The organism is Pseudomonas sp. M5A4_2d, from assembly GCF_053345295.1.
In genome coordinates this window covers 244,661-263,717 of sequence record NZ_JBKEZW010000006.1, presented here as the reverse complement: position 1 = coordinate 263,717, position 19,057 = coordinate 244,661, and the positions used below count along the sequence as shown (strand labels likewise).

The 19,057-nt window shown below is 62.3% G+C and carries 11 protein-coding genes; 2 read left to right on the top strand and 9 right to left on the bottom strand.

All coding sequences use genetic code 11. From position 1 onward, the window contains the following. Nucleotides 1-28 precede the first annotated feature (28 nt). From ACLBW8_RS16495 to ACLBW8_RS16475, 5 genes are all read right to left on the bottom strand, one after another. Nucleotides 29-202 carry a DUF1427 family protein gene (locus tag ACLBW8_RS16495; RefSeq protein ID WP_010564275.1) on the bottom strand — a complete coding sequence of 58 codons (174 nt, stop codon included), beginning with the start codon at nucleotides 200-202 and terminating at the stop codon, nucleotides 29-31. Between the two features lie 89 nt (nucleotides 203-291). Further along, on the bottom strand, nucleotides 292-1,056 hold the full coding sequence (locus tag ACLBW8_RS16490; protein WP_447805848.1) for an AraC family transcriptional regulator: 765 nt from the start codon (nucleotides 1,054-1,056) through the stop codon (nucleotides 292-294). Between the two features lie 67 nt (nucleotides 1,057-1,123). Further along, nucleotides 1,124-1,294, bottom strand: a complete 171-nt coding sequence (locus ACLBW8_RS16485; RefSeq protein WP_064452778.1) for a metallothionein — start codon at nucleotides 1,292-1,294, stop codon at nucleotides 1,124-1,126. Nucleotides 1,295-1,383: 89 nt separating this feature from the next. Continuing rightward, complete coding sequence (locus tag ACLBW8_RS16480) at nucleotides 1,384-1,839, bottom strand: DMT family transporter (protein ID WP_053256633.1); 456 nt, start codon at nucleotides 1,837-1,839, stop codon at nucleotides 1,384-1,386. Between the two features lie 4 nt (nucleotides 1,840-1,843). Beyond that, nucleotides 1,844-2,332, bottom strand: coding sequence for a DMT family transporter (locus ACLBW8_RS16475; RefSeq protein ID WP_056859391.1), 489 nt, complete (start codon nucleotides 2,330-2,332; stop codon nucleotides 1,844-1,846). A gap of 117 nt (nucleotides 2,333-2,449) precedes the next feature. On the opposite strand from ACLBW8_RS16475, the gene ACLBW8_RS16470 reads away from it, so the two are divergent. Next, nucleotides 2,450-3,382 carry a LysR family transcriptional regulator gene (locus ACLBW8_RS16470; RefSeq protein ID WP_064452779.1) on the top strand — a complete coding sequence of 311 codons (933 nt, stop codon included), beginning with the start codon at nucleotides 2,450-2,452 and terminating at the stop codon, nucleotides 3,380-3,382. Between the two features lie 93 nt (nucleotides 3,383-3,475). Here the strand turns inward: ACLBW8_RS16470 and ACLBW8_RS16465 are convergent, their stop codons facing one another. The 3 genes from ACLBW8_RS16465 to ACLBW8_RS16455 form a co-directional block, all read right to left on the bottom strand. After that, the gene (locus tag ACLBW8_RS16465; RefSeq protein ID WP_064452780.1) at nucleotides 3,476-4,795 is read right to left on the bottom strand and encodes an Nramp family divalent metal transporter; all 1,320 of its coding nucleotides are present in this window, start codon (nucleotides 4,793-4,795) and stop codon (nucleotides 3,476-3,478) included. Between the two features lie 41 nt (nucleotides 4,796-4,836). Then, on the bottom strand, nucleotides 4,837-6,390 hold the full coding sequence (locus tag ACLBW8_RS16460; protein WP_447805847.1) for a DUF726 domain-containing protein: 1,554 nt from the start codon (nucleotides 6,388-6,390) through the stop codon (nucleotides 4,837-4,839). Nucleotides 6,391-6,472: 82 nt separating this feature from the next. Continuing rightward, nucleotides 6,473-7,255, bottom strand: coding sequence for a helix-turn-helix domain-containing protein (locus ACLBW8_RS16455; protein WP_447805846.1), 783 nt, complete (start codon nucleotides 7,253-7,255; stop codon nucleotides 6,473-6,475). A gap of 99 nt (nucleotides 7,256-7,354) precedes the next feature. On the opposite strand from ACLBW8_RS16455, the gene ACLBW8_RS16450 reads away from it, so the two are divergent. Next, entirely contained in the window at nucleotides 7,355-8,251 is an 897-nt protein-coding gene (locus ACLBW8_RS16450; protein WP_447805845.1) for an EamA family transporter, read from the top strand. 16 nt (nucleotides 8,252-8,267) lie between these two features. Here ACLBW8_RS16450 and ACLBW8_RS16445 read toward each other — a convergent pair whose 3' ends face one another. Then, complete coding sequence (locus ACLBW8_RS16445) at nucleotides 8,268-18,767, bottom strand: autotransporter-associated beta strand repeat-containing protein (protein WP_447805844.1); 10,500 nt, start codon at nucleotides 18,765-18,767, stop codon at nucleotides 8,268-8,270. Nucleotides 18,768-19,057 lie beyond the last annotated feature (290 nt).

The window sequence follows — 19,057 nt, the reverse complement described above, 5'->3', positions numbered from 1 at the left end:
CCAACATCCATCGAAGGGAAAAGAATAATCAGGACAACCAACCACTCACCAGTTGCCGCCCCATGGGCCACAGCTTCTCGCCCAGTAACATGCCCATCAAACCGACCAGAGCGATGGCGGGCGGCGCGGGCGAGCGGAAGTCCAGGGCACCGTAGATCACGCCGACAAACAGGCCAATGGCGAGGGAAATCAGGTAATTCATGGGGGCGACGCCTGGTGGGTTGATGGGCTCAGTGTAGTAAGCCCGTCGCCGAGGCATCGGCCAAGTGCTTCAGGATTTCGGCCAACCCCTCAATCGATGTAGTGCGATGGCGCCACACCGAGTTCGCGCCGAAACATGTCACTGAAACTGCTGGGCGAATAACCTAAAGACCGGGCAATGCCGCTGACCGACTGGCCCTGGATCAGCTCCGCCACCGCCGTGGCCAGTTGCACCTGACGACGCCACTCGGCAAAGCCCATGCCGAGGTTATGCTGGAACAGCCGCGCCAGCGTGCGCACGCTGGCACCGGCCGTCTCGGCGTGTTGCTCAAAGGGGATCTCCAGGGAAGGCGCCGCCATCACCGCCTGGCACGCGCTGATCAGCCGGCGGTCCGCCTCCACCGGCATGGCGATGCGGATTTGCGAGCGGCGCGCACGTTGCAGTTCCAACAGGGCCAGGCCGACCACGGCGTCGTAATACGCCGAATCGCCGGTATCACCATGATCGACCAAGGTGACGATCAGCTCGCGCAGCAGCCCACCGACTTCAATCACCTGCACCTGGCTGTCCAGCGTCGCCGCCAATGCCGGGCGCAGGTAGATATTGCGCATCTGTAAATCCGAGACCACGCGAATCCCGTGCTCCACCCCTGGCGGCAGCCACACCGCACGTTGCGGCGGGACGACCAGGGCTTCACGCGGTGTTTCCACCCACATCACACCGCTCATGGCGTACAGCAACTGGCCCCAATCATGGCTATGGGGCTCAACATACAACCCGCGCGGGTAGGTACGCGCCAAGGGTTGCACGGGGACGGCATGATCACTGAGGTCGGGGGGTGCGGCCAGAGCCATGAAGAGCGCATCGGTCAAGGGTGAACGGCCATGGTAATGACCGCCACCCGATAATCCGAGCGGATTTTTAGCCCTTTGCCGACTTGGTGCACTCGCAACCCGTCGACGAAGCGCACGGCTCGCCATGCGCATGGTGCTCGGCGCAGCCCTGGCAGCAGTAGCCCTTACCGTCTTTCATCACCGCCTCTTTGCCCAGTACGCATTTGCAATGTGGGCAAGCACAGGTTTTATCAGCCATGGTCAGACTCCTTTTTCATGGTCGTCCAGGTGCGGCGAGCGCTGCACCTTAAGCAGTGACTCTCGGCAAGACGCCAAGGTTCAGCGCCGTTAATCGGCCTGACGGGTATTGCTGCGGTACATGAACACCAGCGCCAGGGCCAGACAGAGCATCGCCACGATGCGACTGCCCGACAGTTCGATGGCCGGGTTACCGAGCCAGCCGAAGTTGTCGATCAGCATGCCCATGCCCAATTGCCCGACGATCACCGCCACCGTTGCCACTGCCGTGCCAACGATGGGCACCGCGCCGACCATCACCATCATGTACACCACGCCGAACAGCGCGCCGGTCAGTTGCCACTTCGGCACATCCAGCAGGCTGACAGCCTGCGCGGGCTCGAAGAAAAAAATCAACAACGCGGTGCTGAGTGCTCCGACTGCAAAAGTCAGCAAGCTGCTACGCAACACACCCACCGTCTGGCCCAGGCGACCATTGATCGCCGCCTGCACACTCAACACCGCACCGGCGGCAATCACCAGTACCAATAACAGAATCAGATTCATCGCCTTACCCTCGTGCAATCAGAACAAGTGCCGCCACAATCAACGCCAGGGCAATCCAGCGCTCGCCATTGACCCGCTTGCGCGCAGTGCCAAACCAGCCGAAATGGTCGATCAACACGCTCTTGCCCACCTGCCCCGACAGGATCGCGATCATCGTCATGGCGATACCGATGTGCGGTGTGGCGAGTGTCAGCACCACCACGTACATCGGCCCGAGGAACCCGCCGATCAACTGCCAGCGCGGCAAATCGGTGAGGGCCGGGCCCTTTTGCGGGCCGCTGAACAGCAGCAGCAAAAACAGGATGGCGGTGCCGACGCCAAAGATGCTCAACGTCGCCCACAAATGCCCGACCTGCACACCCAATGGACCGAGCAAACCGGCCTCCACCGACAGGCCCATGCCCGCCAGAATCACCAACGGCAACAACAGCAGCCGTAGAAGGTTTTTTTTCGGCCTGGCCTGCGCCACGCCCTCGATCGAACTTGCCTGCATAGATCACCTGCACTACTGGAAAGGAAACATGGCGCGCATTATCCGGTGGCCGTCCTGTGCGATAAATGGGAGCATGCGGATAACACCTTTGCGCAATGCGCACAGCTTGGAGGCACGATGCAGGGTTTAAATGAGTTGAGTTTCAAAGCGTTGCGTCTGTTCGTCGCCGTGCTGGACCACGGCAGCTTCTCCGAAGTAGCACGCCGCGAGAGCCTGGCGCCCTCCTCCATCTCGCGGCAGATCCAGCTGATGGAACAGGCACTCGGCCAACAATTGCTCTACCGGCATACCCGCGCGGTCAGCCCCACGGAGGCCGGGCGCCTGCTCGGGCATCACGCACGCGTGATGCTGGAACAACTGGAAGCGGCCGCCCAGGCGCTGCAGGAACAGGAAAGCGAACCCAGCGGCCTGGTGCGGATCAATGCGCCGATGGTGTTCGGCCAGCGTCACCTTTCACCCTGGTTGGGCGAGTTGTGCCGGCGCTACCCCAAGTTGCAACTGGATATCCAGCAAACCGACACCTACGTCGACCCGCTGCAAGATGGCACCGACCTGCTGTTTCGCATCGGCGTGCTCAATGACTCGGGCATGCAGGCGCGCATCTTCGCGCCCCAGCGCTTTCGTATCGCCGCCAGCCCCGCTTACCTCGCACGCCATGGCACACCGCGCCACCCCGATGAACTGGTCAATCACCAGTGCCTGGCCTACAAAGGCATCACCGGCCAACAACGCTGGTTCTTCCGCCGCGACCAGGGCGACTGGACGCCGTACAGCGTTAAAGGCCCCATCACCGGCAACCACGCCGATACCCTTACCCACGCGGCAGAGCAAGGCCTTGGGCTGGTGGTGTTTCCGTCCTGGTTGATTGGCGAAGGGTTGCGCGCAGGCACCTTGCAGGCGGTGCTGACGGAGTACGAGGTGGCGACCACGCTGGAACCGCAGCAGATTGCCGCGTTGTGGCCGGGCAGTCGGCGGCTGTCACTGAAGGTACGCACGGTGATTGATTATTTTGTGGAGTGTTTTGGGACCGTGCCCTACTGGGATCGGTGAGCTCTCTCAGTTCACGGGTTGCTGCTGCGCCCCCCTGTCCTGCTCTCGAGTGGCGGTCCTGGTTTTGGTCGCCTCGAACCGCGCACGTTTGGATCAAAACAACCACTGCCCAATCAACCACGCATTCGCCCCACTGATCACCGCAAACAGAAACCACGCCAGTAACCGCGTGGGCAGTCGGTTTACGAACGGCCCCATCAGTTGCTTGTCGTCGGTCATGCGGATCAGTGGATAGAGCGCAAACGGCAACTGCAGGCTGAGGACCACCTGGCTCAGAATCAGCAGCTTGCCGATGGCATCGTCGCCCATCAGCCAGACCCCGAGAAACGCCGGAATCAGTGCCAGCCCACGAGTAATCAGACGGCGCTGCCAGCACGGAATGCGCAGGTTGAGGTAACCCTCCATGATCACTTGCCCGGCGATGGTGCCGGTAAAGGTCGAACTCTGCCCCGAAGCCAGCAAGGCGATGCCGAACAGGATGCTGGCGAACGCGCCGCCCACCAGCGGATCAAGCAGGTGATAGGCGTCCTGGATTTCGACCACTTCGGTGTGACCCGTTTTGTAGAACGCAGCCGCTGCCAGCACCAGAATCGCAGCGTTCACCAGCAACGCCAGCGCCAGGGAGCCGATGGTGTCGATACGCGCCAGCTTGACCGCGTCCTGTTTGCTGGCGAGGTCTTTGCCAATCAGGCGAGTCTGCACAATGGAGGTGTGCAGGTAGAGGTTATGCGGCATCACCGTGGCGCCGAGAATGCCGATGGCCAGGTACAACGGCGCCGCATCGCTGATGGCCGACAATGACGGGGTGAAGCCACTGAGTACGTCCGGCCAATACGGCTTGATCAGCACCAGCTCGATAAAGAAGCACACGCCGATGGTCGCCACCAGGGCCAGCATGATCGCTTCAAGGCGGCGAAAGCCTCGGTTTTGCAGAGCCAGGATCAATAGCGTGTCAAAGGCGGTGATCACGATACCGGTGGTCAGCGACACACCGAGCAGCAAGTGAAATGCCAGGGCGCAGCCGAGCACTTCGGCAAGGTCGGTGGCGATGATGGAGATTTCCGCCAGCACCCACTGCGTGCGCGAGGAGCGCTTGCTATAGCGCTCGCGGCACAGTTGCGCCAAGTCTTTGCCGGTGGCGATGCCCAGGCGCGAGCACAGGCATTGCACCGCCATTCCGGCCAGGCTGGCCAGCAGCACTACAAATAGCAGGCTGTAGCCGTAACGTGAACCGGCTTCGATGGCCGTGGCCCAGTTGCCCGGGTCCATGTAGCCAATGGAGATCAGCAGGCCGGGGCCGGCGAACATCAGCGCCCGTTTGAAAAACGACGCCGTAGGGTCAACGACAACGGAGCCGGCCACTTCCGGCGGGCAGAACGGGGCGGTAGCGATTTTCGGCAGGCTGAATTTCACGCGGTATCCCAGGCAAACACACAAGTCAGAACCGCAGCTTATCAGTCCGATGCGACCGTGCGCATCACTGTCTCCCGGGGCAAATCAAACGCTTCGACGACTTGCACCACCAGGTCCATCTCCTGATTCAGCGCTTCGCGCTCCATGCGCTGGCGAATCACACCTATCACCAATACCGACAAGGTGGTGATCGAAAAAGCCGGGCCGGAAAACGCCCGCACTCCCGTCACCAGCAACATCGCCGCCGCCAGCGCCTGGCCCACCACCGGAATCGCCGTGGCCGCGCCGCGCCGCAGGATAAACCCGGTCAACCCCGCCAACGCCGTGCCGCTCAGCGCGGTGGTGGCCGAGCGGCCAATGTCGATTCGATTGAACAACCCCTGCTCTTTTTGCGCGGCGGCCTTGAGCTCGGCGTCGAAGGCCTGCCGGTCGGCGCTGCTGAGTTTGCCTTTGTATTGCTCGATCAGTTTTTCCGCGACCTGCGCCTCGATGTCCGCGAGCGCCACGGTTTCAAGCGGCTCATCGAACTTGATTCCAAGCTTTTGCGCCACATCTTCGGCGATCTGTCGATAACTCACGCCATGGCCGCGGGCGAGGTTCATAAAGCTGTCACCGCCCATACGCTGCAACTCGATGGCCAGTTTCAGCGGTTCGCGCACGCTGGCATCAATCGAGGCACTGCGCTTTTGCGCCATCAATTCGGCGAGAAACTTCAATTCTTCCGGACGCGCCTGCATCAGTGCCGGAAACAGTTGCGCGTCTTCCTCGGCAAAACGCACTTCACTGCTGCGCAGATCAGAGCGAATCAGGCCGCGCCGCTCCTGCAACAAGTCGGTGTACTGCACCACCGTCTTCAACTGCGGCCAGTAGGCGGCATGATCAAAGGTGGCCAGGTGCACATTGGTGACCTTGGCCTTGAGTGCCGGCGTGACATCAATCGCATAACGGCCAATGCAGCGCTCGGTATCCGGCTTGATAGCCAGCGCCCAGTCCTTGCTGGAGTGGCAATTGATCACGCGCCCCTTGAGCGGCGCCGACACTTCACCCCACGGGCTGGACGTACAGATCGCCCCGCCCATCAGCAGCAAATTGTTCAATGGCAGTTCGCGGGCGCTCTCGGGGCTGGCCAGCAAACTTTTGACCAGGATGCGTGCGCCGAGGGAATGGCCGATCAGGTTGATGCGCCTTACTTGCAGCGATTCGGCGTGCAGGTAACTGGCCAACTCCGGCAATAAAGTCTTGGCCACTTCATCGACACGCGCCTCGACGCTTTTGTAATGATCAAGAAAATACGCAATCGCCTTGCCCACGCCCACAGTCGCCGCGCCCAGGCCGCCGCCACCGAGCATCGAGGTGATCACATCCTTGAAGGGGGCGAACAGGTTTTCCAGAAAATGCCCCGCCGGCCAGAACAGCATCAAGTTGGTCGAGCCTTCGATACCTGCCAGTTGCGCTTTGAAATTGCCCAGTTGCTGGCGGTTGAAGAAGGCCGAGTAACCGTGAACATAGAGATTGAGCACATCCCCCTGAGGCTCGCCGCACAGTAAGAACGTGGGTTTGCGGGTGCGGTGCATTTCATCCCACTGGTGTTGCATGGGCCGGTGACTCCTGGTGACGATGGACGGCGATAGTAACAAAGCATGACTGCAAGCAAGGTGAATCCTGACCGACGTGGGCTCAGAACAATGACGCGGCCCTGGATTTGGCCAGGTAGCGCGCCGGGGAATCCCCCAGGTTGCGACGAAACACCGAGGTAAAGGCGCTGGAACTGCTGAAACCCAGCGCTAACGCTACCTCGGTGATGGATGCACCATGACTGAGCCGTGCAGTGGCCTCCAGCAAGCAGACCTGCTGGCGCCAGGCCACAAACGTCATGCCGGTACTGTCCTGAAAATGGCGGGTAAAGGTACGTCGACTCATGCTCGACCACTCGGCCATCTCGTCGAGGGACACGGTTTGCGCTGGCGCGTCCAGAAAGCGCTGGCAAGCACGGGCCAGGCGCGGCTCGGAGGGCAGCGGCGCACTGAGGGGCAATACCGGCATGCTGCCTATTTCATCGATCAGCAGCGTCAATACGCTATGCCGTCGGGCATCGGACGCTGCCGATGGGTCGATAGCCAATGCCGCTTCCAACAGATGCCGGAGCAGTGGCGACACCTCGACTACCTGGCAGCGGTCGTGCAGCCCTGCCCGCTCGGCAGCGTGAGCATCGAGGTAGGTGTTTAGCATGACCACATCACCGCGCATGTGCATTTCATGGGCAATGCCACCCGGCACCCAGATTGCCCGCTGCGGCGGCACCACCCAATTGCCCAGGTCGGTGAACATTTTCAGCGCGCCGGTAGAGGCATAGGCAAACTGCCCGCGCGGGTGTGTATGCCGCTCGAACACGGTGCCGGAGGGGTACGCACGCAGGGTGACCAGCGCTTCGAGGGCGTTGTCATCAAAGGTTGGAATCATGGCCCGATATTGTCAAAAGATGACCCAACATAGCAAGCGGGCCACCCGCACGCGCCCTACCCTTCATGCCTTTGAAGCAGCGTGCTCAAAGGAATCGCCATGCAAAAGAAACATCTGGCACTTGCCCTGCTGGTCACCCTGGTCTGGGGGCTGAACTTTCCCATCACCAAGTTGGGCCTGCGTGCAATCGACCCGTTCGTGCTGACAGGCATGCGCTTTGCCCTCGCCGCCTTGCCACTGGTGTTATTCATCCAGCGCCCCAGCGTCAAGTTCCGCTATGTGGCCGCCTACGGCATTATTTTCGGGCTGGGCATGTGGGGCGTGATCAACTATGGCATCCAGGCTGGCGTTAGCCCGGGAATCGCCTCGTTGATCATTCAGTGCAGCGTGTTTTTTACGCTGGGCTGGGGCTACCTGTTGTTCAAGGAAAAAATCCGCCGTGCACAATGGCTCGGCGCCGTTATGGCATTGATCGGGCTGGCGGGCATCATCTCTACCCAAAAAGGCGAGCATGCCGTAGTTGGGGTTTTGTTGATCGTGTTCAGTGCGTTGGCCTGGAGTATCGGTAACGTCATCATCAAGGCATCGGGCGTGAAGGAAATTTTCTCGTTCATGGTCTGGGCCAGCCTGTTTCCGCCAATCCCACTGTGGCTGATGGCCTGGTGGATGCACGGCAGCGCCGCGTTCGACGGCTTGCCGACCAGCCTCGACCTGACCGCCGGGTTGTCACTGCTGTTTCAGGTTTACCTGGCCACGCACTTCGCCTATTGGGGCTGGAATTCGCTGCTCAAGGCATACCCCGTGTCAACTGTGGCGCCGCTGTCGTTATTGATCCCGGTGTTCGGGATCACCAGTTCGATGCTGATACTCGGCGAGCGCATTTCCCCAGCCAATGGGCTCTTCATCAGCATCATTATCATCGGCCTGGCTGTCGGGCTTTACCGCAAACCAGTGGTGCATGACGCCGCAAAAAAAACCGCCCATTCGGGCGGTTGAAGGTGCTCGGCTTTGATCAGAAACCGAGGGAGAAACTGATCGTCATCGCATGGTCCTTATCGTTTCGTGACAACTGCCCCGAATAGCCCAAGCCCAGCTTGCCGTTCTGACTGATCTGGTAATCAACGCCCGCTTCCACCACCGCGCTGTCTTTGGCGATCGGCCCCCCTTGGGTGCTGAACGAACCACCGCCGTTGATAAAGCTCAGGTCGGCATCCGGCTTGGTGTCGCCAAAGGCGTGACGCCAGCCGATGCTGCCACGTGGGGTGATTTTCGAACCGTTGCCCAAGGTGAGGGTCTGGCCGATGCGCACGCCCAAGGTCGAGAAGGTCACGTCCTGATCGGCATCACCACGCAGGGCTGCGGAACCGCCTTTCTCCTTGAGGGTGTCGCTGTCGTAGTTGACATAGGCCAGGCCAGCGAAAGGTTCCACCACCACACTGCGGGTTTCAAGGGTGTAGCCCACTTCACCGAAGACTTGCGCGCTACGTGCCTTGTAGTCAGCTTTGAGGCGTTGACCTGCACCGCCAACGGCCACGTCGCGTTTGCTTTCGATGTCATGCCAGCTGTACGCCACGCCCATACGCGCGGCGAAGGCCTCCTGCTGATAAGCGGTGTAGGCCATCAAGTGGTAGCTGTCGACGTCGGCACTGGAACTGCGGCGCTTGGCGTCCAGGTCGCTGCGGGTGTAGCCGGCCGCCATGCCGACGCGCCAGGCGTCATCCACTTGCTTGTCGGTGCCGAGCAGGAAGCCGCTGAGGTTGCGGTCCAGTTTGGCGGTGTTGCTGTCGCCGCCCATGTGGCCCCACGTACCGAGTACGCGCATCCAGCCGACCATCTCGCCATGGCAACCGGCGCTGCTCAGGCGATTTTCACTCGGCGCCAGGCTGTTGCGTGGGTCGTCTTCGCGGTAGCAGCCCGGTTGGCGCAGGCGCTCATTGACCGCGTCACGGATGTAACGCGAATCCTCAAGCAAAGCGCTGGCAGTGCTGGCGTGGATCTCACCGGACAAGCTGTCGAAGGTGGCGCGCGCCCCGGCTGCGTCCGAGGTAAGCAGCGCATTCTGCACCGCAGCGCCGCCTACAGCGGTACCGCTGTCCAACGCTGCCGCGACGCCGCGCTGGTTACCGGTGGCCGCCACACTGGCGTAGCTGACGTTGTTACGGCCGACCGCCAATGCCACTTGGGTCGGGCTGTAGTTCAGCGAGGTACTGAGGAACGCCAGGTTCTCCAGATTGGTGGTGCTGAACGTGCCGTTTATCGCGCTGGCAGTCAGTAATGTGTAGGTCATCGGGCCGGCATACGGCACCAGGTTGACCACATTCAAGCTGCCGCCCAGGTTCGCAGTGCCACCGACGGCCAGCGAGGTGGTCATCGAAGGCGTGATCACCAGGTTCAGCGCGCCAGTGCTGGCGTTAGTGAAGTTGCCTGCCACCGTCAGCTTGCCGCCATCCGGTGTGACGCTGCCGTTGTTGACCAACGAACCGACACTGCCGCTGCCGGTCAGGCCTGCGCCATTGGCGACTGTCACCTGCCCGCCGAACACGGTGCCTGGGTTGGCCGCGTTACCCACTTGCAGCACGCCCTCATCCACCGACGCGGTGCCGCTGAACGGCTGGTTGCCGGTGAGCAACAATGCACCCGCGCCCTGTTTGGAGAGGGTACCGGTGCCGGTCAAGGTGCCATTGAAGGTGCCGTTAGTGGGTTGGACAAACAGCAGTCGCGCATTGTTGAGGATGCGACCCTGCAAGCTGAGCGTGTTACCGGCCAGCGTACCGCCACTGACGGTAGTGCCGCCGGAGTAGGTATTGGCGCCGGTCAGCAACAAGGTGCCCGCGTCGAGTTTGTTGATCGCACCAGCGCCCACGATTGGCGCGGCAATTTCTGTGGTAACACCCGAGTTGACCCGCACCGCCGCCGTGCCGGTTGGCGACAAGGTCCCACCTGCACCGGCCGTCAGCGTGTAGCCAGGGTCGAGAAATTGCAGGCCGGTGAAGCTCTGATTACCGAGCACGGTGACGGTACCACCCTGCCCCGCGAATACAGCAAACTGGTTGTTCGACGCCTGAGCTTGGGTGCCCGTTGGATCGGTCCAGTTAGTGCCCGGGCCCCAGGTGCCGCTGCCGCCGGTGATAGTGCCATCCGGGTTGGTGGTGCCGCCGTTCCAGAACTGAATTTGCCCTGGCGTGGACTGCACCAACAGGTTGAGCTGGTTGGCCAACGACGTCTGCAGGCTCAGGTTACCCAGGCCGGCAGGTATCGAGCCGAAGGTCAGGCCGTTGTCGGTCAGGGCGCCACCGTAGCGGAACAGTTGATACACACCAATGCCAAAGCCACCGGCGTCAGTGACGTTGAGGGTGCCATCAAGGACCAGGTTGCCCGCCACGTTCACCGCCGTGGTGGACGCACCTGGCGCACCCAGGGCGAAGTCCAACGCGGTGCCCGACGACAGCGCCAGCGAACCCACCGACAGCGGCGTCGCCGCCCCGGCCTTGAGGGTCGAGCCATCCGCCATGCTCACTGCACCGCCGAGGGTGCCGCTGCCCCCGAGGGTCGCGCCGCTGGCCACTTGCACCGCCGCACTGTTCAGCGTGCCGTTGACCAGCAGGCTGCCCGCGTTGACGTTGGTGTTGCCGGTCAGGGTGTTGTTGCCGGTCAACAGCAACGCGCCCGTGCCGGTTTTATTCAGTACGCCTGCGCCGGTGAGATTACCGGTGTAGGTGCCGTCGGCGCCCTGCTCGAAGGTCAGGGTCGCGTTGTTGGCAATCGCACCTTGCAGGCTGGTGGTGTTGCCGGTGGTGGTGCCGCCGTTGAGACTAGTACCCCCACTGTAGGTGTTGGCGCCGGTCAGCAACAGCGCACCGTTGCCATTTTTCGCCAGGCTGCCAGTGCCGCTGACCACACCATTAAGTGCCAGCGCGTTGCTGCCGGCCAGGGTCAGCGGGCCACTCAGGTTGATGGCGTTGGCAAGTTGCAGGTCGGTGCTGCCGTCCAGACTCGCAGCGCCGCCGATGGTCAGCGCGCCAGTGCCCAGCGCGGCGTTATTGCCGAGGACCAATTGACCGGCATTCAACCCCGTACCGCCGGTGTAAGTATTGGCACCATTAAGCGTCAATGTCGCCGCGCCTTTTTTCAGCAGGCTACCGCTGCCACTGAACACACCATTGAGTGTCAGCGCGTTGCTGCCGCCGATGGCCAGCGCGCCATTGAGTATCGCAGCGTTGCCCAGCGAGACAGCCGCGTTGCTGTCCAGGGTGGTGCCATCAGCCGCAAGCAGCGCGCCAGTGCCCAGCGCGCTGTTATTGCCAACCACCAGCGTGCCGCCATTCAGCGCGGTGCCGCCGGTGTAGGTGTTGGCACCGTTCAGCACCAACGTGCCGGTGTCTAGCTTGGCCATAGTGCCGGCGCCGCCAAGGGTGACACCCAGCGTGGCGGTAACGTTCGGGTCGACGCGGATTGCCGTGTTGCCAGTGCCGCCATTGACCAGGTTAAGCGCACCCGCCGTACCGGACGCCAGGTTGTAGTCATCGGTGACAAACTGCAGGCCGGTGATGGTTTGCACGCCATCCACCGTCACGTTACCCGCCGTGCCTTGGAATACGGCGAAGCTGTTGTTCCAACCTCGATTGAGCGTGCCGTCAACGTTAGTCCAATTGCTGGTGCCAGCGCTCCAGGTGCCGTTACCGCCGTCGATGGCGCCGTTGCCGATCAGATTAGCGCCGTCCCAGAACTGCACCGTGGTGTTGGGCGCTGTGACCAGCAGGTTGACCTTATTGCTGACGGCCGTCTGCACTTGCACGTCGCTCGGGATCACACTGCCCGGCAGTGTGCCGATGGCCAGGCCATTATTGGTGAGTGCCCCGCCGTAGTTGATGATGTTGTAGACGCCGCTGCCAAAGCCGCCGATATCGGTGACGTTAAGCTTGCCGCCCAAAGTCAGATCGCCGCCGACATTCAGCAGCCCGCTGCCACCGCCCACGACTGGAACACCGAGACCGACATCCAAGTTGGCATTATTGCCCAGTACCAGCGAGCCCACCGACAGCGCGCTGCCGGTGGCCAAGCCGATGTGCCCGCCGTCAGCCACCGTCACGGCACCCGCCAACGCACCCGTGCCGGTCAGTGTGGCGCCGTTATTCACCGCCACGCTGGCGCTGGCCAGCGAACCGCTGACATTCAGGCTGCCGCCATTGACGTTGGCGGCGCCGCTGAGGCCATTGATGCCGCTCAGGTTGAGGACACCGGTGCCGTTTTTGTCCAGGTTGCCGGTACCGTTCAGCGTGCCCGCGAAGGTGTTATCGAGGTTGCTGCCACCCACCGCCAACGTACTGCCGCCCGCCACCTGAATCGCGCCGTTGCCGGCCAGGGTATTGAGGCTGGCATTGCCGCCCAGGTTGAGGCTGGCGCCCGTGCCGAGGTTGACGCCGGAGGTATTGCCCAGCGCAGCGTTGCCCACCGTGGTCACGCTGCCGCCGACCACGTTGAGAGGGCCGGTGAAGGTGTTGTTGCCGGTCAGCAGCAAGTCCGCTGCGCCGTTTTTGATCAGCGCCGCGTTGCCGGCCAGCACACCGGCCAGGGTCAGGTTGTTGTTACCGGCCACGGTCAGGTCGCCGTTAAGGTTGACAGCATTCGCCAGCACCAGCGGCGTGCTGTTGGCCAGCGTGCTTGCGTTGCTGACGGTCAAGCCGCCGGAGCCCAGGCCGATCACGTTGCCCACCGTCAGCGTACCGCCAGCGAGAGAGGTGCCGCCGCTGTAGGTATTGGCGCCGTTGAGGATCAGGTTGGCACTGCCGTTCTTGACCAGCGAACCAGTGCCGCCGACCACACCGCCCAGGGTCAAGTCGTTGCTGCCAGCCACCGTCAGTGCAGCATTCAGTGTGGTGTTATTGGCCAGGGCCAGCGCGGCGCTGTTATCCAGCGTCGCCGCGCCGTTAACGGTCAAACCGCCAGTGCCAAGCGCCGAGCCGTTGCCCAAGGTCAACGAGCCTGCATTCAACTGCGTGCCGCCGAGGTAGGCATTGCCGCCGTTAAGGGTCAGGTTGCCCGCCCCGCTTTTGGTCAGGCCACCGGCGCCGCTGACCAGCCCGTTGAGGGTCAGGTCGGCGCTGCCGAGAATGCCCAGGTTGCCTGCCAGGTTTACCGCATTGGCCAGGACCACTGCGTTGCCGGTATCAAGCGTGGTGCCCGCCGCCGCATTCAATGCGCCGGTGCCCAAGGCACTGTTTGAAGCCAGGATCAGCCCACCCGCATTCAAGGCCACCGGGCCGAGGAAGGTGTTATTGCCGCCCAGGGTCAAATTGGCCAAGCCGTTTTTGATCAATCCGCCGACGCCGCCGATCACGCCATTGAGGGCCAGCGCGTTGCTGCCCGCCACGGTTGTGTTGCCGTTCAAGAGCACGGTATTGCCCAGTGCTATCGCGGCATTGCTGTCCAGTGTCGTACCGGCCGCCGTCGTCAACTGGCCGGAACCCAGCGCCGTGTTACTGCCGACCACCAGGGTGCCGCCATTGAGCGTGGTGCCACCGGAGTAGGTGTTGGCGCCGCCCAGCACCAGGGTGCCGGTGTCGAGTTTATTGAGGGTGCCAACGCCGTCGATATTCACGCCGATGGTTGCCGTAGCGCCTGGGTCAACCCGGATGGCGGTGTTGCCCGTGGTGCCATTGACGGCGGTCAATTGCGCACCGGTGCCGCTGACCAGGTTGTAGCCGTCGGTGGCGAATTGCAGGCCGGTGAAGCGTTGTGGCCCCTGCACGGTGACCGTGCCCGCTGCGCCCTGGAACACCGCAAAGTCACCGACCCATGGCTGATTAAGCGTGCCGCCGGCATTGGTCCAGTTGGTGCCCGCGCTGGTCCAGGTGCCGGTGCCGCCATCCACACTGCCGTTGGCAATGGTTTGGCTGCCATCCCAGAAACGAATGTTGCCCGTCGGCGCGGAAACCACCACGTTGACTTGGTTGCCGACGGAGGTCTGTACCACCAGGTCGCCCAAGGCATAACCGGCCGGTACGCTGGCCACATCCAGGCCCAGGTTGGTCAGGCCACCGGTGTAATTGATCAGGCGATACACACCCACACCAAAGCCACCGGCATCCGTCACGTTGAGGTTGCCGTCGAGGGTCAGGTTGCCGCCCACGTTGAGCAAGGAACTGGTGGACGGTGCATTCAATGCCACATCCAGATTGGCACCCGACGCCAATACCAGAGAGCCGGCCGACAAGGTGTTGCCGCTGCTCAGGCCCAGGTGCCCGCCATTGTTGACATTCATAGCGTTCAACACCGACCCGGTGCCGGTCAGCGTACCGCCGCTGTTGACGTTGACCAGGTTGCTCGCCAGGGAGCCGCTGAGATTCAAGGTGCCGGCATTAATGGCCGTGTTACCGGTGATGCCATTGATACCCGTGAGATTGAGCGTACCGCTGCCGACCTTGGTCAAACCGCCGCCGCCATTGAGGTCGCCACCAAAGGTGCTGGTGGCGTTGACGCCGCCCACGCTCAACGTTGTGCCTGCGCCCACTTGAACAGAACCGCTGCCGGTCAGGGCGGCCAGGCTGGTGTCCACGCCGAGGTTGAGTGCGGCCCCGGCGCTGATGTTGGCGCCGGAGGTGTTGCCCAGCGCACCGGTACTGAGCGTGGTCACGCTGCCGGATACGACATTCACGCCACCGGTAAACGTGTTGTTGCCACTCAACGTCAGGTCTGACGGGCCATTTTTGATCAGGTTACCGGTACCACTGAGCACGCCGCTCAAGCTCACGTTGTTGTTGCCGGCGACGGTCAGGTCGGCGTTCAGCGCAATGGCATTGCCCAGGCCAAAGGCCGCGCTGTTGTCCAGGGTCGACGCGCCGCCGACGGTCAACGCACCGCTGCCCAGGCCATTGGCGTTACCCAGGGTCAATGTCCCGGCATTCAACGTGGTGCCGCCACTTAGGGTATTATTGCCGTTGAGGGTCAGGTTGGCCGCGCCGTTCTTGATCAACGGGCCGGCGCCGCTGAGTACGCCGCCCAGGGTCAACGCATCGGTGCCGCCCACGGTCAGGCCTGCATTGAGAGCAACGTTGTTGCCTAGGGTGACGGCCGCATTGCTGTCCAACGTAGCGGCACCGCCGACGGTCAGGTTGCCCAGGCCCAGGGCCGAGTTGCTGCCGACGGTGAGGGTTCCCGCGTTCAGCGTGGTACCGCCCAGGAAGCCGTTGTTGCCATTGAGGGTCAGGTTGGCCGCGCCCTCTTTGGTCAGGCTGCCTGCGCCATTCACAACGCCGCCGAGTGACAGGTCGGCCGTGCCGCCGATGCTGAGGTTCCCGGCAAGATTGAGCGCATTGGTCAGTGTGGCGGCCGTGTTGGCATCCAGGGCAGTGCCCGCCGCCGCATTCAATGCACCGCTACCCAGCGCGCCAGTGGCACCGACCACCAGCTTGCCGACATTCAGCGTGGTAGTGCCCAGATAAGTATTCGCGTGGTTGAGGACCAGGTCGGCTGCGCCGTTTTTGATCAAGCCGCCGACGCCACTCACCACGCCATTGAGGGTCAAGGCGTTGCTGCCGCCGAGTGTCAGGGTGCCGCCCAGGTTGATGTCATTGCCCAGGGCTGAGTCGGCGCTGGCATCCAGCGTAGTACCCGCCGCTGCGTTCAATGCACCGGAGCCCAGCGCAGTATTGGCGCCGACAATCAGTGAACCGCTGTTCAACGCGGTGGGGCCGCTGTAGGTGTTGGCACCGGTGAGGTTCAGGCTCGACGCGCCGTTTTTGATCAAGCCGCCCACACCGCCGATCACGCCACCCAGGGTCAGGGGGTTGGTGCCGTTGACGGTCAGGTTGGCGTTGAGGTTGATTGCATTGTTGGCCGTCAACCCCGCTGTGTTGCCCAGGCTGCTCGCCCCGGCCACGGTCAACGCGCCCGTGCCGAGCGCCGCACCGTTACCCAGGTTCAGGCCGCCGGCATTCAGGGTAACGCCACCCTGGAAGGTGTTGGCGCCATTGATGGTCAGCAGCCCTGCGCCGTTCTTGATCAACTGGTTGGTGCCACCGATCACGCCGCCCAGGGTCAGGTCGTTGGTGCCAGCCAGGGTCAGGTCGGCGTTGAGGTCGATGCCGTTGGCCAGGCTAATACCGGCCGCACTGTCCAGGGTACCTGCACCGCCGACAGTCAAGTTGCCGGTGCCGAGTGCGCTGTTAGTGTTGACGGTCAAAGTCCCGCCATTGAGCACCGTGCCCGCCAGAAAGGTATTGGCGCCATTGATAATCAGGTTGGCCGCGCCGTTTTTAGCCAGGCCGCCTGTCCCACCGATCGCACCGTTCAACGTCAGGTTGTTGCTGCCGCCCAGATTCAAGTTGCCGGAGACATTCACTGCATTGCCCACTGTCACCGCCCCGGTGGTATCCAGGGTAGTGTTGTTGGCGGTATTCAAGGTGCCGACCAGACCCAATGCGTTGTTGCTGCCCAGGATCAAAGCGCCCGCATTCAGCGTTGTATTTCCCAGCAAGCCGTTATTGCCGCTGAGGGTCAGGGCGCCGGTGCCGTTCTTGATCAGGCCACCGATGCCGTTGACGACACCTGTGAGAGTCATTGCCTGGCTGCCGCCGAGCGTCAGGTTGCCCGCCAGGTTGACGGCGTTGCCCAGAGAAACCCCGGTGGTAGCATCCAGTGTGGTGCCCGCCGCCGCATTCAAGGCACCCGTACCCAATGCGGTGTTGGAGCCTACCAACAAGGTGCCGCCATTCAATGCGGTAGGGCCTTGCTGGGTGTTGTTGCCGGACAGCGTCAGGGCCGCAGTGCCATTTTTGATGATACCGGCGGTTCCGGAGATTACGCCTGCCAGGGTCAACGGGTTACTGCCAACGGTGGTCAGGTTGGCGTTAAGGGTCACGTCGTTGTTCAACGTGCCGGCGGCAGTCGTGTCCAGGCTGGCGACACCATTGACGCTCAAGGCCCCCGAACCCAGGGCGTTGGCACTGCCGAGGATCAAGCCACCCGCGTTCAAACTGGTAGGGCCGGTGTAACCGGCGTTATTGCCACTCAGCGTCAGGCCACCGCTGCCGTTTATGTTCAGGCCACCGCTACCACCGAGATTGCCGCTGAGGGTCAACGCGCCTGTGCCGGTCGTGGTCAAGGCGCTGTTGAGGGTGAACGCGTTGGCCAGATTCACCGTGCCGGGTGCCGATAGGGTCGACACCCCGGCGACCGTTACGCCACCGGAGCCCAGCGCCAGAGTGTTGCCCACTTGCACACTGCCGGAATTCAGCGTTGTCCCACCGCTGAAGGTGTTGGCGCCAGTGAGGATCAGTTGGCCGGTGCCGGACTTGATCAGCCCGCCGGTACCCGAAAGTACGCCGCCCAAGGTGGTGCCATTGGCGCCCAGCAGTGTCAGGCCACCGCTGCCCAGGGTCATCAAGTTGCTGAGCGTCAGGCCCGCGGTGCTGGCTTGAATCGCTCCGCCATTGGCGGTCAGGACGCCGGTGCCGAACGTACCGTTGTCATTGAACTGCGCAACACCGCCATTGAGGGTGGTGCTGCCGCTGACCAGTGGGCCTTGCAAGGTCCAGGTGCCGCTGTTGACGGTCAGGTTGTTGAAGTTGACGTAGGTGGCGCTCGAGGCCGTGGCCGCGCCCGACGTGCCGCCCCCAACACCGAGAGGGTTTTGCAGAGTCAACGTGTTGCTGCCGCCCAACCCACCATCAATCTGCCCGGTGGGCGCGAACCCCAGATTGACCCCAAGCAGGCCGCCCAGGGCAAGCCCAAGACCACCGCCGCTGGAAACAGTGGAGCCGGTGACCGCCGTAAAGGTGTTGGTGCTGGCGGCCCCCATCGACAAACCGCCAATGATGTTGCCGCTGTTGAAGAAGGTGTTGCCGCCTGCCGACGCCTCGAATGCCATGCGCCCGGTCACCGTACCGGTGTTGGTCATGTTGACCCGGGAACCACCCTGCACCGCTATCACCGGCGCGTCGGAAGCAAACAGGCTCAGGCCCAGCAACGCAGCGGAGCCGATGGCACCGTTGTTGGTAATGGTGGTGGTACCGGTGGCGCCGTTGTTGATATTCAGCGCCATGCCGTTGAGGGTACTCAGGCCGACACCCAGGAGGCCCGAGGTGCCTTTCATGATACCGGTGGCAAGGTTGGTGACACTCACCGTACCCGACGCGCCGCTGCCAATCACCGTGCCGTTGCTGAGCAGCGTGATCAACCCCAATATCGAGGGGTCGATGGTGCCCGCGTTGTTCAACGTGATGTTGTTACCCGCGAGGTTCATCGCGGTTCCACCCAGCAGCGCATTGATGGTGGAGCCAACGGTTACGCCAACAGTCAGGTTATTCACGGCGCTGGAAAAGGTATTGTCCAGCAGGATTGTTGCGGTGCCCGTACAGGTCACGGCGTCACCCAACGCGGGGCTGGCCGGCGTGCACGCTGCCGAGGCCTGAGGGCTCGCCAGGCCGATCACCAGCCCCGCCACGCCGAGGCGGATAGCAAGCGAAAGCGCAGAAATACGCGGTGTAACGGCAGTCGCAAGTCTTCTATCCACGTCCAACTCCTTGGTGGTCCAAGCCTTTCATCCATGAATGCGCAGAAGCCCAACCCTATTGACTCACACGCATTGAGTGCGAAATACCTGACCGCGGTGACAACTGATCTGGTTTTTCGAAACGGTAGTCGACCCTCAGAGAAGCCATTGAATTAAATGGTATTAATACTTTCGTAAACCGCGTGTAAGAATGGGATTACAGCCAGCAGCCATTGGCTTTCGCGTCAAAAATACAAGTTTCGAAATGTAAAAAAGCGCTCTAATAGCCCCCTGTTGATTCGTTTTAAAGA

Bases quoted from the DNA above. Each gene is read 5' to 3' on its own strand.
- ACLBW8_RS16485 (WP_064452778.1), bottom strand. From the start codon at position 1,294: ATGGCTGATAAAACCTGTGCTTGCCCACATTGCAAATGCGTACTGGGC.
- ACLBW8_RS16480 (WP_053256633.1), bottom strand. From the start codon at position 1,839: ATGAATCTGATTCTGTTATTGGTACTGGTGATTGCCGCCGGTGCGGTG.
- ACLBW8_RS16470 (WP_064452779.1), top strand. From the start codon at position 2,450: ATGCAGGGTTTAAATGAGTTGAGTTTCAAAGCGTTGCGTCTGTTCGTC.
- ACLBW8_RS16490 (WP_447805848.1), bottom strand. From the start codon at position 1,056: ATGGCTCTGGCCGCACCCCCCGACCTCAGTGATCATGCCGTCCCCGTG.
- ACLBW8_RS16450 (WP_447805845.1), top strand. From the start codon at position 7,355: ATGCAAAAGAAACATCTGGCACTTGCCCTGCTGGTCACCCTGGTCTGG.
- ACLBW8_RS16475 (WP_056859391.1), bottom strand. From the start codon at position 2,332: ATGCAGGCAAGTTCGATCGAGGGCGTGGCGCAGGCCAGGCCGAAAAAA.
- ACLBW8_RS16460 (WP_447805847.1), bottom strand. From the start codon at position 6,390: ATGCAACACCAGTGGGATGAAATGCACCGCACCCGCAAACCCACGTTC.
- ACLBW8_RS16455 (WP_447805846.1), bottom strand. From the start codon at position 7,255: ATGATTCCAACCTTTGATGACAACGCCCTCGAAGCGCTGGTCACCCTG.
- ACLBW8_RS16495 (WP_010564275.1), bottom strand. From the start codon at position 202: ATGAATTACCTGATTTCCCTCGCCATTGGCCTGTTTGTCGGCGTGATC.